Raw genomic sequence first — 14,938 nt, 5'->3', positions numbered from 1 at the left:
AGACCAATCGAAGCCGGCCTTCTCAGTTGCGGAGCGCCTCCAGCGCCTTGCCCACCGCCGCAATGCCTTCGGGCGAGGCGGCGAAGCCCATATGGGTGCAGTCGACCTCGATCGCCCGGTCGCGCTCGCCGGCGCGGCCCCTGGCGCATTCGGGCAGGATCACGCCGTCGCGCCGCGACCAGAGCGCCACCGTCGGCACCGGCGGCTTTTCCTCGCGGGTGCAGGGGAAGGGCGGTCGGTCGACGGGGAAGCCCGACACCAGCTGATAGAGCCGCCAGGCATGGTTGGCGCGCGGATCGCCGGAGAAGGGCGTGCCCATCGTCACGACGCCGGCGACTTTGTCCTTTGCGAACTTGGCATATTCGCGCGCGTAAAGCCCGCCAAGGCTCCAGCCCACCAGGGTAACGGGACCAGCGCCCCGCCGCCGCAGCGCATCGACGCGCCGGTCGATCTTTTCCAGGCTGTCGGGCTTCGGCCCGAAATTGCGCCCCATGCCCCAGTCATGCGCGTCATAGCCCGCCTCGGCCAGGATGCGGCGCAGCCAGCCCATGCGCTGTTCCGACGCCATCAGGCCGGGAATCAGCAGCACCGTCCGCCCGTCGCCGCGAATCCGGGCGGCGAGCATGGCGGCCTGCGCCTTCGTCCGCACCAGATCGAACGGCACCGACAAATTGCCCAGCAATTGCTGCACCGGCGGAAGCACGGGCGCGCGCGGTCCGGGCGCGAGGCGGTCCTTCCAGAATGTGCTGACGGCTTGGGCGTAAGGTGGCACGACGATGATGATCCTTGAACCCGCCCTGGAGTTTTCCGAGCGGAAAAGATGACATTATCGTGACAAACGCCCAGCACGTCCATCGGTTTCGACCTGTGCGGCCAACGGTTCGTCGTTTGTGACAGCCGCTTCCTGGGGCTCAGGGCGCGAGCGGAGACGTCTGGGCGACCGGTTCGCCCTCGGTGCTGCGCAGCGTGCGCGGCTCCAGGATCGCCGCCGTTTCGATCAGGTCGAGCGCGCGGCGCGCCTCCATATAGCGGCGGGCCATCTGGACCCAGCGTTCGGCAACGGACCGGCCCGGCATATGTTCCACTTCGGCCAGCGATGCGCTCACCCGGCCGCCGTCCAGATAGCGGAGCGCGCGCTCATAGGCGGCTTGCGGCCGGGGCGAAGGGGTGGACGCCTTGCGGATGGTGATCACCTCGCGCGCTTCATGGCGCAGCGCCTCCCACCAACTGGCGTCGCCCGGCGGCGTCGTCACCTGATCGCCGATATCGGCGAGGCCCGCGCGCAGATCGGCCAGCGTCACCGGCTCGCGCGCGGCGTTGATGATGGTGGCGACGGCGCGCGGCTGGGCCTGGCCGAAGCGCAGCCGCAACTGCCCCTCGATATAGCCGAGCGGCGCGCCATTATCGAGCGCGCGGCGGGCGGCGAAGGCGACCAGCAGCCCTTCGGCGCGCGCCGCATTGGCGGATGCCGCCTGCGCCTCGACCGTGATGCGGGTCAGCCGCTCCTCCAGCTGCACCACGCGCCCGTCGATCATCCGCGCCGCATCGGCGGTCAGCGGACGGGTCGGGACACTGGGCAGGGCGCCGACGGCCAGCGGCTGGACCGCGGCGGGCTGGGCCTGCGGATCGCCCCATCGGCGCTGGATTTTCGGCCAGGCCCAGGCGGTCAGCGCGACCCCCAGGGCGAAGGCCAGCAATGCCAGGATCAGCAGCGGCAGGATGCCACGCCGGCGCGCGGGCTGCGGCGTCACGATCGCGCTCGTTCCCTCGCCACCGTCGTTCATGCTGACCCGTTCGTCTGTCATTGCGCCTGTCCTTCGCACAAACGCAGGGCGAGGGCCAGCATCTCGTCATCCTGCGGCAAAGCGGGGGCCTGTGCGCTGGCCCAGCCGGCGCCGCACGCCGCCAGCGCCGCTACACTGATCGCGACCAGATGCAGGCCGGCGCGCCGTTCCTCGGGCATTTGCGCCGCCAGCCTTTCCCCGGCGCGGGGCGAATGAACCAGCAGGATCGATCCCGGCACGGCGTCGGCGATCAGCGCGGGATCGGCCGGCAGCCCGGTCATGCCGTAGACAGTGACGCGCGTCACATCGAGCGACCCCGTCTCCATCGGCGCGATCGTCGTGCCGGCCAGATGCAGGATGTGGGCATGTCCGTCCGCCGCGATCCGGGCGGCAATCGCGCTGCCGTCGCTCGATCCCGCCACGACGTCGGGAAAGCCCGCCTCCTTCAGCGCCCGCGCGGTCGTCGCGCCCACCGCATAAGCGGGCAGATCGCGATAATGGAGCAGCGCGGGTCCGGCGAGATGCACGCCATTGGCGCTGGTCAGCAGCAGCGCATCGAAATTCTCGGGCGCAGGGGGCGTCCAGTCGATCGGTTGCGGCGCGAACAGCGGATGCACCCGCGCGTCCATCCCCAGATCCCGCGCCCCGGCGGCGGTCCTGCCCGCCGCCGGCTCGGGCCGCAGGATGAGGACGCGGCTCATGGTTCGAAAAGGGCGCGCAGCGCGGGGCTGGCGCGGCGCAGCAGGGTGCGTCCGACCGCCTCGGCCGCCGCTTCGTCGCCGCGCGGCAGCCGCGCCTCCTCGCGTACCGTCTCGGTCCCGTCGGGGCTGATGATCTCTGCGCGCAAGAACAGGCTGTCGCCCTCGACCAGCGCCAGCGCCGCGATCGGCGAATGGCATGTGCCGCCCAGCCCGCGCAGCACCGCGCGCTCGGCCATGACGGCGTCATAAGTGTCCAGGTCGTTGATGGCTTTCAGCGCGTTCAGCACCGGCGCATTGCCGGCCAGCGTCTCGATCCCGATCGCGCCCTGCGACGGCGCGGGCAGCATCGTCTCGATCGGGACCGGCGTCCCGACATCGCCCTGGTCCAGCCGGTCCAGCCCCGCCGCCGCCAGCAAGGTGGCATGAACCTCGCCCGCCGCCAGCTTGGCGAGGCGCGTCGCGACATTGCCGCGGAACAGGATGATGGTCGCGTCGGGGCGCAGCCGCTTCACCTGCGCGCCCCGACGCGGCGAACTCGTCCCCACCAGCGGATCGGCCGGTAGCGCGTCGAAGCTTTTCGCCCCCACCAGCCTGTCGCGCACGTCGGCGCGCGGGAGCATGGCGACGATGCGGAGGGCGTCGGGCCGCAGCGTCTCCACATCCTTCATACTATGGACCGAAAAGTCGATCTCGCCCGCGACCAGTGCCCGGTCCAGTTCCTTGGTCCATAGCGCCTTGCCGCCGATATCGGCCAGCGCACGGTCCTGGATTCGGTCGCCGCTGGTCTGCACGGGGACGATCGTGATCGCGTCCTCGGCCCAGCCATGGGCGGCGATCAGCGCCTGCGCGGTCATGCGCGCCTGCGCCAGCGCGAGCGGCGATCCCCTGGTGCCCAGGCGCAACGGTCGGTCGGTGAAAAGCATATCCGGCTTGCTCTAATGACCAGCGGCATTAGATGGAAGCGGCAATGACCATCATTCTCGGCCTTGAATCGAGCTGCGACGAAACCGCGGCGGCGCTGGTGACGGCCGATGGCCGCATTTTGGCGCATCGCCTCGCGACGCAGGAGGAGGCGCACCGCCCCTATGGCGGGGTCGTGCCCGAAATCGCCGCCCGCGCCCATGTGGAGGCGCTCAGCCCGCTGATCGAGGCGGCGCTGGCCGATGCGGAGATGACGCTGGCCGATGTCGACGTGATCGCCGCGACCGCCGGGCCAGGCCTGATCGGCGGCGTCATGGTGGGCCTCGTCACCGGCAAGGCGCTTGCCCATGCGGCGGGCAAGCCGCTGGTGGCGGTCAACCATCTGGAGGGCCATGCGCTTTCGCCGCGGCTGGCCGACCGGAGCCTGCAATTCCCCTATCTGCTGCTGCTGGTGTCGGGCGGCCATTGCCAGCTGCTGCATGTGAAGGGGCCGGGCGATTATGCCCGCCTCGCCACCACCATCGACGATGCGGCGGGCGAAGCCTTTGACAAGACGGCGAAGCTGCTGGGCCTGGGCTATCCCGGCGGTCCGCAGGTGGAGAAAGCGGCGGCGCGGGGCAACGCGAAGGCGGTGCCGCTGCCGCGTCCGCTGGTCGGGACGGCGGAGCCGCATTTCTCCTTCGCCGGCCTCAAGAGCGCGGTGATGCGCGCCGTCCAGTCGGGACAATATGCGACCGAGGATATTGCTGCGAGTTTCCAGCAGGCGGTGATCGACTGCCTGATCGACCGCACCCGCCGCGCGCTCGGCGACAGCGCGGGCGTCACTGCGCTGGTCGTGGCGGGCGGCGTCGCCGCGAACCAGCCGATTCGGGCCGCGCTCGAATCGCTGGCCGCCGCCCATGACCTGCCCTTCGTCGCGCCGCCGCTGTGGCTGTGCACCGACAATGCGGCGATGATCGCCTGGGCGGGCGCGGAGCGCCATGCTGCGGGGCTGGTCGACGATCTCACTGTCCCCGCCCGGCCGCGCTGGCCGCTCGATCCGGCGGCGGAAAAGGCGCGCGGCGCCGGAGTCAAGGCATGAAGGGCGTGAAGGCATGAAGGCGGGAGTCATCGGCGCGGGTGCCTGGGGCACGGCGCTGGCGCAATTGCTGGCCGGCGATGGTCAGGACGTGGCGCTGTGGGCGCTGGAGCCGGAGGTGGTGGATGCGATCAACGACGCCCATGAAAATCCGCTCTATCTCGCCAACATCCCGCTTTCGCCGTCGATCCGGGCGACCGGCGCGATGGCGGACCTGGGGACATGCGATATGCTGCTGGTGGTCAGCCCCGCCCAGCATCTGCGCCGCGTCGTGGCGCAGGCGCCCGCCGGCGTGCCGCTGCTGCTCTGTTCCAAGGGGATCGAGGCGGGCACCAGCCTGCTGATGTCGCAAGTGGCGCAGCAGGCGCAGCCGACATCGCCCGTCGCCGTCCTGTCCGGCCCGACCTTCGCGCATGAGGTGGCGAAGGGACTGCCGACCGCCATCACCCTCGCCTGCGAGGACAAGGAACTGGGCCAGCGCCTCGCCGCCCGCATCGCGCGCCCGTCCTTCCGCCCCTATCTGTCCGACGACGTGATTGGCGCGGAGATTGGCGGCGCGGTCAAGAATGTGCTGGCGATCGCCTGCGGTGTCGCGGAAGGGGCGGGGCTTGGCCTCAACGCCCGCGCTGCGCTGATCAGCCGGGGCTTTGCCGAAATGACCCGCTTCGGCCTGGCGCGCGGCGCGCGGGCGGAAACTTTGGGCGGCCTGTCGGGGCTGGGCGACCTGGTGCTCACCTGCTCGTCGACCAATTCGCGCAACTTCTCGCTGGGCAAGGGGCTGGGCGAAGGGGCGAGCGCCGCCGACCTTCTGTCCAACCGCCGCACCGTGGCCGAAGGCGCGCATACCGCGCCGGTGCTGCGCGATGCCGCGCGGGCGGCGGGGGTGGAAATGCCGGTGGTCGAAGCCGTCTGCGCGCTGCTGACCGATGCAGCGCCGCTCGGCCAGGTCATCGACGCGCTGCTCGCCCGCCCGTTGCGCCCCGAATAAGCCGTCGCGCCGGCGACGCATAACATCTAGAATCGACACCAACGAATGACGCAGGGAGATCAGGCGATTTTGGCGACGGACGCATCCCCGCCCCAGGACCGGGATGACATCGCCGCCCTCGCCAAGGGCGGGCGGACCAATATTTTCGGCTTCCTGCTCCGCCTCGCCGCGCGCCTGCCCTTCCTGTTCATCGCCGGCCGCTGGTATGGCGCCGATGCGCTGGGGCGCTTCGCCTATGCCGTGCTGGTGGTGGAATTCGTCGCCCAGATCGCGACGCTGGGCCTTAAGCGCGGCCTCGCCGGCGCGCTCAGCCAGACCGAGCGGCCGCACAATCATGTCGTCACCGACGCCATGGTCGTGACATTGCTCGCCGCGCTGGCCGGATCGGCGATCCTCGTCGCCTTTCCCCATGCCATGTTTCCCAACAGCGGCGTCAACGGGCTGGACCGGCTGCTGGCGCTGGTGGTGATCGCGGTGGCGGGATCGGACGTGGCGCTCGCCGCCTGCGCCTATCGCTTCGATGTCGGTGCGACGGTGCGGGCGCGATCGATCATCGAGCCATGGGCGATCAGCATCGGCGCCTTCGCCTTCGCCTTCTATTCGACCCGCGACGGCCTGATCTTGTCCTATGCCGTGTCGATGATCGCCGCGCTGGTCGCGTCGATCATCCCGGTGCTGCGCCATTACGGCCTGCCCAGCGGCTGGCGGCCCGATGCCGGGCGGCTCTGGCGCCTCGCTCGCCGCAACCTGCCGCTCGCCGCCGCCGATGGCGTCGAATGGGGATCGCGCCGGCTCGACATGGCGATATTGGGCCTGTTCGTCAGCCCGGCGGTGATCGGCATTTACTATGTGGCGCAGCAGGTCGCGTCCCTGCCGCAGAAATTGAAGACCAGCTTCGACCCCATCCTCGGCCCGGTCATCACCCGCAACCTTGCCGAAAATAATCTCGCCGCCATCGCGACGCAGGTCAGCCAGGTCGGCTTCTGGATCATCGCCGCGCAGGCGGGCATCGCGCTGGCGCTCGGCATTCCCGGCGAAGCGGTGATGGGGCTGGTCGGGCCGCATTTCGTCGGCGGGACCGGCGCGCTCGCCTTCCTGCTGCTGGCCGAAGTCGTGGCGGCCACGGCGGTGGTCAGCGAATCGGCGCTGGTCTATATCGCCCGCCATCGCAATCTGATGATCTCGCTCATCATGATCGGGTTGCAGGCGGTTTTCAGCTTCGCCCTGATTCTCGCCGCGCGGGCCATGGACCTGCCGGTGATGTGGATCGCCGCCGCGCCCGCGCTGGCGCTCTGCCTCGCGCTGGGCGTAGGGGCCTTCGTCAAGGCGCGGCTGCTTTCGCGGCTGCTGGGCGCGCCGGTCAACGCCTGGCGCTGGCCGCTGCTGAGCGCGGCGGGCGTGGCCTGCATCGTCGGCGCCGCGTTCGTCGCCCTGCCGCCGCGTTTCGAATGGGTCGAGCTGGCGGTCGGGGTCTGGGCGATATTGGGCGCCTATGGCCTGGTCATCTGGCGCTGGGGCTTCGGGTCCGACGACCGCGCCCTGTTCCGCAAGCAGAAGCCGGCATAGAAAAAGGCCCGCCCCACATCGGGGAGGCGGGCCTTTTTTCTTTCCTTACGCGAACAGCCTGTCGCGGATCTGGCCCAGATCTTCCTCCGGCCGCGCGCCCCAGTGCGAGATCACTTCCGCCGCCGCCGCCGCGCCCAGCGCCAGCGCGTCCTCGACGCTGCGGCCGTCGATATGGGCGGCGAGGAAGCCCGAGGCGAACAGGTCCCCCGCGCCGGTCGTGTCGATGATCTGCGACACCGGCGCGGCGGGCGCTTCATGGCGCACGCCGTCGACGATCGCCACCGCGCCCTTTTCGCTGCGGGTCGACACCAGCACCGGCACCTTGTCGGCGAAGCGGGCCAGCGCCTTCTCGAAATCGTCGACCTGCGCCAGCGACTGGATTTCCCCCTCGTTGGAGAAGAGGATGTCAATCTGGCCATTGTCGATCAGGTCGATGAAGTCGGCGCGATGCCGGTCGATCACGAAATTGTCCGACAGGGTGAAGGCGACCTTGCGGCCCGCGCCGCGTGCCGCGTCGATCGCCGCCCGCATCGCCGCGCGCGGCTGCTCGGGGTCCCACAGATAGCCTTCGAGATAAAGGATGCCGGCCGAGCGGATCATGTCGAGGTCCAGCGCTTCCGCCGGCAGGAACTGCGACGCGCCCAGGAAGGTGTTCATCGTCCGCTGCGCGTCGGGCGTCACCAGGATCAGGCAGCGCGCGGTCGGCACTTCGCCATGCATGACCGGCGTGTCGAAGCGGATGCCCAGCGCCCGCACGTCATGCGCGAACACCGCGCCCAGCTGGTCGTCATTGACCTGGCCGATGAAGCCGCACTTCTTGCCCAGCGCGGCGAGGCCCGCCAGCGTGTTGGCGGCCGATCCGCCGCTGATTTCCTTGGCCTGGGGCATGTCGGCATAGAGCGTCTCGGCCATTTCGGCGTCGATCAGCTGCATCCCGCCCTTGGTCAGCGCATGTTCGGCCAGAAAGCCATCGTCGCTGCGGGCGAGGACGTCGACGATGGCGTTGCCGATCGCGACGACATCAAGCGCCGGGGGCTGAACATTTGCAGTGGCGGTCACGCAATATCCTTGTCTTGTGGTGGACATAAAATTTCACGGCCTTTACCGGGCCGGGCGGCCCCATGCAACGGCGCTGATTGACCTTCCGCCTGCGCAAGAGGATAGCGGCATGATGATCCTGACCGCTGCCATGCGCGCCTTTCCGTCCATCTTCCATGGCGCGGCGCTGCGCCTGATGGTCAAGACGCTCCTCCTGACATTGCTGCTGTTCGCCGGGCTGGCCGCCGCGCTCTGGACGGGATTTCACGCGCTGCGCCTGCATTGGGGCTGGGGCGGAGGCGGGCTGGGCGAAGCGACCGCCACCGCGCTGATCATGATCGCGGCGGGATGGCTGCTGTTCCGGGCGACGGCGATGGCGGTGATGGGCCTGTTCGCCGATGACATTATCGAGGCGGTGGAGCGCGACGATTATCCGCAGGTCGCGGCCCGGCCGGTGGGCTGGGCGCGCAGCCTGCGCTTTGCGCTCGCCTCGCTGGTGCGGACGATCGGCTGGAACCTCGTCGCGCTGCCCGCTTATGGGCTGCTGCTGGTGACGGGGGTGGGGACGATCGGCCTGTTCCTGGCCTTGAACGCCTATCTGCTCGGCCGCGACATGGCCGATATGGTGGAGCCGCGTCACCCCGCCCTGCCCCCGATCACGCGGGGCAGCCGATGGCTTATGGGCCTCGTTTCGGCGCTGATCTTCCTGGTGCCGGTCGCCAACCTGCTTGCACCGATCTTCAGCGCGGCTATGGCGGTCCATATGCTGCTCGGACGAAAGACGAAGCCATGAAGACCCTCCGTTCGGGCGTTTCCGCTCTCCTCGCCCTGCCGCTGGCCGCCTGTGGCGCGGGCACGATCGTCCCGCCGCCCAGCGCGCAGATCCAGCCGCCGCCCGGTCCGCCGGCCAGCGCCTTCATGAAGCAGGGACCGCTGATGGGATCGGACGCGCGCAAGCTGACGCAGATGTTCGGCACGCCCCGTCTCGACATTCGCGAAACGACCGTGCGCAAGCTGCAATTCGCCAATGGCCGCTGCGTGCTCGACGCCTATCTCTACGCCCCGGCGCGCGGGAAGGAGCCGGTGGTCACGCATGTCGACGCGCGATCGCCGTCGGGCGCCGATGTCGATCCGGCCGCCTGCGCGACGGCGTTGCAGGCGAAATAGGCGCGCCGACAGGGTCACGAGGGCGAAGTTCACACCGTCGCAGGTGGATTTTACCGACGCATTTCGTGGGGTGTGGGGTTTTGGGTGGTTAGGCGATTGACGGCTTTTCATTCTCCCCTCCCCTTCAGGGGAGGAGCCGGGGGTGGGGGCTATCCCACCAGCGCTGCTTTATGAGGCACGCCCCCACCCCAACCCTTCAAACGAGGCACGTGACTCGTTTGAACCTGCTATGAAGGTCCGCTCCTGGCCGAAACCGGACACACACACCGAACACCCGATGCCGATTGACCCGGGCCATACCCCCTGTCCTATTCGGATTTTCCCTGCTCTATCCTGCAAGATGGACCAGCCCGCCCTTTGCCCCCGCCAGCCTCTTCCCCTGCCGCCCTCGCCGCCCTGCGTCAGTGACCCCACTGGAACCCAGGTGGCGCGTGGGTGGCGCGTGGGTGGCGCGTGGCTGTGACCCGGATGGCGCGTCGGCATGACCCGAGCGGCGCGTCGCGAAAGCGTGTATGGCGCGTCATGACCGAAAATCCGCACAAATGCGTCGGAAAACGCGACGACGGTGTGAACTTCGAAGCCGTGACCCTGCCGATCGGCGATCCTGTGCCGAACGGGAGAGCCCTTGGACTACGTCCCACCGCTTTGCCTTTGGCGCGGAAGCCGCTAAAGCCGCGCTCCATGACACAGATTGCTGCAAAACCTGCGCCTAAGGACTGGATCCTCGGCATTTCGCCTTATGTGCCGGGCAAGGCGGCGACCGACGACGGCCGTCCGCTCATCAAGCTCAGCGCCAATGAAAACCCGCTCGGCACCGGGGACGCGGCGCGCGCGGCGCTGGCCGCGGCCACCACCGACCTCGCCACCTATCCCGATCCGGGCGCGGAAAAGCTGCGCGCGGCGATCGGCGCGGCCCATGGCCTCGATCCCGCGCGGATCATCTACGGCACCGGGTCGGACGAGCTGCTGCACATCGCCGCCAGCGCCTATGCCGGGCCGGGCGACGAGATACTCTATGTCCGCTACGGCTTCGCGGTCTACGACATCGCCGCCCGCCGCGTCGGCGCGACCCCGGTGGTTGCGCCGGACAGGGATTATGCGACCGATGTCGACGCGCTGCTGGCGGCCGTGACGGACCGGACCAGGGTGGTCTTCCTCGCCAATCCCAACAACCCGACCGGCACCATGACCAGCCGGGAAGAGATTGCGCGCCTGCACGCCGGGCTGCGCCCCGACATTCTGTTCGTGCTGGACCAGGCCTATGCCGAATATCTGGACGAGGGGGCGGATGATGGCGGGCTGGAGCTGGCGAAGACCGCCTCCAACATCTTCGTCACCCGCACCTTCTCCAAGATTTACGGCCTCGCCGCCGAACGGATCGGCTGGGGCTATGCCAGTCCCGAGGTGATCGACATCCTCCACCGCATCCGCGCGCCGTTCAATGTGACGACGGCGGGTCAGGCCGCGGCGGTCGCGGCGATCGGCGACACGGACTGGGTCGAGCGCAGTCGCGCGCACAATGCGCAGTGGCGCGAATGGCTGGCTGGCGAGGTCGCGTCGCTTTCCAACCATGGCCTGCGGGCAGTGCCGAGCAAGACCAACTTCCTGCTCATCCTGTTCGACGGCGCTCTGACCGCCGAAGCGGCCATGAAGGGGCTGTGGGACGAAGGCTATGCCACGCGCTGGCTACCGGGCCAGGGCCTGCCCAACGGGCTGCGCATCACCATCGGCACCGAGGCGCAGACCCGCGCCGTCGCGGCCAAGCTGCGCGCCATGGCGGAGGCGGCCTGAACCGATGCTGCCTTTCGCCCGTGTCACCATCATCGGCCTGGGGCTGATCGGCGCCTCGCTGGCCCGCGCGATCCGGGCGGACATGCCGACCGTGCGGGTCACAGGCTATGACGCCGATCCCGCGGTGCGCGACATCGCCCGGCGCATCGACCTCGCCGACGACGTCACCGATACGGCGGGCGCATCCGTGACCGACGCCGACCTGGTCGTGCTGTGCGTGCCCGTGCGCGCCATGGGCGCGGCGGCGGCAGAGATCGCCGCGGATCTGCCCGCCGATGCGATCGTCAGCGATGTCGGTTCCTGCAAGGCGGACGTGCTGGCGCAGCTTAGCGCCGCATTGCCGGGGCGGACCATCATCCCCGCCCATCCGGTGGCGGGGACCGAGAATAGCGGCCCGGAAGCGGGCTTCGCGACCCTGTTCAGGGGCCGCTGGTCGATCGTCACCCCGCCCGCCGACGCCGATCCCGCCGCCGTGGAGCGGGTCGCCGAACTGTGGCGGCGCGTCGGCGCCAATGTCGAGACGATGGACCCGGCGCATCATGACATGGTGCTGGCGGTGACGAGCCATTTGCCCCACCTGATCGCCTATACCATCGTCGGCACGGCGAGCGATCTGGAGGATGTAACCCAGTCCGAAGTCATCAAATATTCGGCCGGCGGCTTCCGCGACTTCACCCGCATCGCCGCGTCCGACCCGACCATGTGGCGCGACGTATTCCTGGCGAACAAGGATGCGGTGCTGGACATGCTCCAGCGCTTCTCGGAGGATCTGTCCGCGCTGCAACGGGCGATCCGCTGGAATGACGGCGATGCGCTGTTCAATCTTTTCACCCGCACCCGCGCGATCCGCCGGTCGATCATCGAACAGGGTCAGGACGACGCGAAGCCCGACTTTGGCCGCTCGCACTGATTAAGGGCGTTGATGGCGGCATGGACCCGCGCCTCCGCCTCCTTGCGGTCAAGGCCGGTGGGGACGATCTCTCCCACCTTGTAGGTGATGATGCCCGCCCGCTTCAGGAACCGGCCGCGCGGCGAAACCCGGCCGCTGTCCACCGCGATCGGCACCACCGGCAGGCCGAGGAGGCTGTAGAGTCCGGCGAAGCCAGCCTTGAGCGGCGGGGACTCGCCGTGCGGGACCCGCGTGCCCTCGGGGAAGAGGCAGACGGCGCGCCCCGCCGCCGCCGCCGTCCTTGCCGACGCGCGCAGCGCCCGCAGCGCGCTGGCGCCCGCCGTGCGCTCGATCGGGATCAGGCCATAGCGCCGGGCGATCCCGCCCCAGAGCGGGATGTCGAGCAGCTCCCGTTTCGCGGCGATGGCGGGCTTGTCGAACAGGCACAGCAGGTCGATCGTCTCGAACATCGATTCATGCTTGAGGATGTAGAGATAGGGTCCTTGGGGCAGTTCGCCCTCCACCACCACCTTCTGTCCCAGCAGCCAGCGGACGCAGCCGCGATGGAAGCGGCTCCAGACAGTGGCGACCCCTGGCACGGATATCGGCGCCATCCATGCCATGAGCAACGCCCAGAGCACGAACAGGGCGCTGCCGCTGTAGAACACCAGCATGAAGAGGAGGGAGCGGATGGCGGTGATCATGGGGATGGGCCGTCAGATGCCGATCAGCGCGGCGACACGCCGCAGCAGATATTTATTATATTCGCGCATCAGCACGGTCAGGCTGGGACGGCTGGGCACCGCATCATAGACCAGGCTGACGCGGCCGGGGAGCGCCTGGCGCAGTTCCAGCGCCGACCGGCGCATATGCCAGTCGGTCGTTATCAGGCGCACCGTCTTATAGTCGCGCCGCTCCAGCCAGCGCGCCGTCTCGATCGCATTGGAGCGGGTATCGATCGCCTCCCGGCCCAGGGTGATGCAGCAGGCGAACAGCTTTTCCGGGGCGTCATATTGCGCCGCCAGTTCGGCCGGACGAACCGATCGGTCGACGCCGGAAATCAGCATCCGCTTGGCCGCGCCCTCCTGCAACAGGGCGATGCCCCGGTCGATCCGCCCCGCCCCTCCGGTCAGCACGACGATGGCGTCGGTCTGCCGTCCGTCGAGCGGCTGCGGCAGGAAGATGGCGAACCAGGCGAAGCCCAGCATCCAGGCGAGCAGGGTGACGGCGAACAGACGGACGATCATAGCGACCGTCCCAGCGTGCGCAGCACCGTCCAGCGCGCGGTCAACATGGCGAGAATCACGCCCAGGACCGGCAGCGCCGCGAGGATGACCCAGCCCCGCGTGTCGAGCGTGACCGCGCCCAGCAATTCCGATCCCATCGCGGACAGGCGCAGGCCGATCAGGATGATGACGAGCACGGCGAAGGCAAAGCCCAGCGCGGCGCCGAGGAAGGCGTCGAGACCGATGCGTCGCTGGAACAGGCGGGCGATCTGCACATCGGTCGAACCCATCAGGTGGAGCACGTCGATCGTGCCGCGATGGCTGTCATGCGCGCCGCGCGCCGCCAGCACCACGACCGCGCCGGTGGCGAGCGTCATCAACGCCACCACGCCGGCCGCCAGCCATCCCAGCGCGCTCAGCAGGCCCGCGAGCGGCAGCAGGAAGGCGGCGTGCGGTTCGATCCGCAGCTTGGGCGACAGACCGGCCAGCAGCGCGCGGAGCCGGCCGATCTTCGCATCCGTGTCGCCGGGCGTCAGCATCACGTCGATCAGCGCGGGAACGGGCAGGTCGCCGCTGGTGGCCGCGTCGCCCAGCCAGGGACGCAACTGGTCGGCGAGCAAGGCCGGATCGACAGGATCGGCGCGGCGCACGCCCTGCGCCCCGCGCAGCGCCTGCAGCGTGCGGGCGGCGAGGCGATCGCGCGCCGCTATATTGGCTTCGACGATCTGCACGCTGGCGCGACCGGCAAGGTCGGCGCTCATCGACCGGACCGCCGCGCCGAGGCCGAGGCCGGCGGCGGCGGACAGGATCGTCAGGAACATCATGATCGCGATGATCCAGGGCATCGGTCCCGCCACCCGGCCTTCGGGCAGCAGGCGATGGCGCGCCGCGGCGGCGGCCTTGCGATTGGCGCGGTTCGCCATCAGGGCCGAACCTGCGACTTGGGCGGGTAGCGGAGCGTTCCGGTGGGATCGGCGAGCCGCCCCTTGTCCAGCTTCATCATCTGCGCGCCCTTGACCTGCGCGATCAGCGGCAGGTCGTGGGTGGCGACGACGATCGTCGTGCCCAGCCGGTTGAGCGCCTCGAACAGGGTCATGAGGCGACGCGCCATGTCGGAATCGACGTTGCCGGTCGGCTCGTCCGCCACCAATATTTCGGGCCGCCCGATCACCGCGCGGGCGATGGCGACGCGCTGCTGTTCCCCGCCCGACAGGGTGGCGGGCCGCGCCTGACCGCGATCGCCGAGGCCGACCCAGTTCAGCATTTCCACGACAGGGGCGTCGATCTCGCCCTCCTCCATGCCCGCGACGCGCAGCGGCAGGGCGATATTGTCATAGGCGGACAGATGCGGGACCAGCCGGAAATCCTGAAAGACGACACCGATGCGACGGCGGAAACCGGGCAGGCGGTCGCGCGGCAGAGTCACGACATCCTCCCCGAACAGGCGGATGACGCCGCGGCTGGGCCGCTGGGCGAGGTAGAGCAGTTTCAGCAGCGACGTCTTGCCCGCGCCCGACGCGCCAGTCAGGAAATAGAAGCCGCCGCCGGCAAGGGAAAAGCTGACGTCGGACAGCGTTTCGCTGTCCAGACCATAGCGCAGGCCGACATTTTCGAACTGGACGATGGCCGTCATATCTGTGCGATGTGGCGCTGGCGCGCTCCCTGCTTCCCCGAAGCCGCAGCCATGGCACAGGCGGCGGGCCGCCGTAAAGCCCGCGCCGCGCGATCACGCGAGTCGCGCCCCTGCTGTTGCCGCTTGCGCGCGAGTCCCTGCCATGCCTATGAAGCG

16 protein-coding genes are annotated in these 14,938 nt (G+C 69.3%); 7 read left to right on the top strand and 9 right to left on the bottom strand.

Annotated elements, in window-relative coordinates; translation table 11 throughout:
- Positions 1 to 22: 22 nt before the first annotated feature.
- The 4 genes from AC58EF_RS00215 to hemC all read right to left on the bottom strand — a co-directional run bounded on the left by AC58EF_RS00215 (position 23) and on the right by hemC (position 3,408).
- On the bottom strand, positions 23 to 772 hold the full coding sequence (locus AC58EF_RS00215) for an esterase/lipase family protein (RefSeq protein ID WP_497273650.1): 750 nt from the start codon (positions 770 to 772) through the stop codon (positions 23 to 25).
- A gap of 139 nt (positions 773 to 911) precedes the next feature.
- Positions 912 to 1,805, bottom strand: coding sequence for a hypothetical protein (locus tag AC58EF_RS00210; RefSeq protein ID WP_497273649.1), 894 nt, complete (start codon positions 1,803 to 1,805; stop codon positions 912 to 914).
- On the bottom strand, positions 1,802 to 2,485 hold the full coding sequence (locus tag AC58EF_RS00205; RefSeq protein WP_497273648.1) for a uroporphyrinogen-III synthase: 684 nt from the start codon (positions 2,483 to 2,485) through the stop codon (positions 1,802 to 1,804). Before AC58EF_RS00205 ends, AC58EF_RS00210 begins: the two co-directional genes overlap by 4 nt.
- Positions 2,482 to 3,408, bottom strand: coding sequence for a hydroxymethylbilane synthase (hemC, locus tag AC58EF_RS00200; protein WP_497273647.1), 927 nt, complete (start codon positions 3,406 to 3,408; stop codon positions 2,482 to 2,484). Before hemC ends, AC58EF_RS00205 begins: the two co-directional genes overlap by 4 nt.
- Before the next feature lie 44 nt (positions 3,409 to 3,452).
- Here hemC and tsaD point away from each other — a divergent pair, with 44 nt between their 5' ends.
- The 3 genes from tsaD to AC58EF_RS00185 are packed head-to-tail and all read left to right on the top strand — an operon-like array spanning position 3,453 to position 7,038.
- Entirely contained in the window at positions 3,453 to 4,487 is a 1,035-nt protein-coding gene (gene tsaD, locus AC58EF_RS00195; RefSeq protein ID WP_497273646.1) for a tRNA (adenosine(37)-N6)-threonylcarbamoyltransferase complex transferase subunit TsaD, read from the top strand.
- Positions 4,488 to 4,500: 13 nt separating this feature from the next.
- A complete protein-coding gene (locus AC58EF_RS00190; RefSeq protein ID WP_497273645.1) occupies positions 4,501 to 5,472 on the top strand; it encodes an NAD(P)H-dependent glycerol-3-phosphate dehydrogenase in 972 nt (323 codons plus the stop codon).
- 45 nt (positions 5,473 to 5,517) lie between these two features.
- On the top strand, positions 5,518 to 7,038 hold the full coding sequence (locus tag AC58EF_RS00185) for a lipopolysaccharide biosynthesis protein (protein WP_497273644.1): 1,521 nt from the start codon (positions 5,518 to 5,520) through the stop codon (positions 7,036 to 7,038).
- 45 nt (positions 7,039 to 7,083) lie between these two features.
- Here AC58EF_RS00185 and AC58EF_RS00180 read toward each other — a convergent pair whose 3' ends face one another.
- The gene (locus tag AC58EF_RS00180) at positions 7,084 to 8,124 is read right to left on the bottom strand and encodes an adenosine kinase (protein ID WP_497273643.1); all 1,041 of its coding nucleotides are present in this window, start codon (positions 8,122 to 8,124) and stop codon (positions 7,084 to 7,086) included.
- Positions 8,125 to 8,209: 85 nt separating this feature from the next.
- Here AC58EF_RS00180 and AC58EF_RS00175 point away from each other — a divergent pair, with 85 nt between their 5' ends.
- The 4 genes from AC58EF_RS00175 to AC58EF_RS00160 all read left to right on the top strand — a co-directional run bounded on the left by AC58EF_RS00175 (position 8,210) and on the right by AC58EF_RS00160 (position 11,944).
- Positions 8,210 to 8,869 carry an EI24 domain-containing protein gene (locus AC58EF_RS00175; protein WP_497274153.1) on the top strand — a complete coding sequence of 220 codons (660 nt, stop codon included), beginning with the start codon at positions 8,210 to 8,212 and terminating at the stop codon, positions 8,867 to 8,869.
- Entirely contained in the window at positions 8,866 to 9,243 is a 378-nt protein-coding gene (locus tag AC58EF_RS00170) for a hypothetical protein (protein WP_497273642.1), read from the top strand. Before AC58EF_RS00175 ends, AC58EF_RS00170 begins: the two co-directional genes overlap by 4 nt.
- A gap of 681 nt (positions 9,244 to 9,924) precedes the next feature.
- Positions 9,925 to 11,034 carry a histidinol-phosphate transaminase gene (hisC, locus tag AC58EF_RS00165; RefSeq protein ID WP_497273641.1) on the top strand — a complete coding sequence of 370 codons (1,110 nt, stop codon included), beginning with the start codon at positions 9,925 to 9,927 and terminating at the stop codon, positions 11,032 to 11,034.
- Positions 11,035 to 11,038: 4 nt separating this feature from the next.
- Complete coding sequence (locus AC58EF_RS00160) at positions 11,039 to 11,944, top strand: prephenate/arogenate dehydrogenase family protein (protein WP_497273640.1); 906 nt, start codon at positions 11,039 to 11,041, stop codon at positions 11,942 to 11,944.
- On the opposite strand, the gene AC58EF_RS00155 is transcribed toward AC58EF_RS00160, so the two are convergent.
- From AC58EF_RS00155 to ftsE, 4 genes are read right to left on the bottom strand one after another with little or no spacing between them, the layout of a single operon-like run.
- Positions 11,905 to 12,627, bottom strand: coding sequence for a lysophospholipid acyltransferase family protein (locus tag AC58EF_RS00155; protein WP_497273639.1), 723 nt, complete (start codon positions 12,625 to 12,627; stop codon positions 11,905 to 11,907). The two genes, AC58EF_RS00160 and AC58EF_RS00155, sit on opposite strands and share 40 nt — an antisense overlap.
- 12 nt (positions 12,628 to 12,639) lie before the next feature.
- A complete protein-coding gene (locus AC58EF_RS00150; protein ID WP_497273638.1) occupies positions 12,640 to 13,170 on the bottom strand; it encodes a YdcF family protein in 531 nt (176 codons plus the stop codon).
- On the bottom strand, positions 13,167 to 14,072 hold the full coding sequence (locus AC58EF_RS00145; protein ID WP_497273637.1) for a cell division protein FtsX: 906 nt from the start codon (positions 14,070 to 14,072) through the stop codon (positions 13,167 to 13,169). Before AC58EF_RS00145 ends, AC58EF_RS00150 begins: the two co-directional genes overlap by 4 nt.
- Positions 14,072 to 14,782: a cell division ATP-binding protein FtsE gene (gene ftsE / locus AC58EF_RS00140; protein ID WP_497273636.1), complete on the bottom strand. Its 711-nt coding sequence runs from the start codon at positions 14,780 to 14,782 to the stop codon at positions 14,072 to 14,074. The genes AC58EF_RS00145 and ftsE overlap by 1 nt, the downstream gene beginning before the upstream one ends.
- Positions 14,783 to 14,938: the final 156 nt, after the last annotated feature.

The sequence above is a fragment of the Sphingobium sp. WR1 genome (assembly GCF_059693745.1).
Note: the sequence above shows the minus strand (reverse complement) of the source record. Positions and strands in the feature narration are given on the sequence as shown.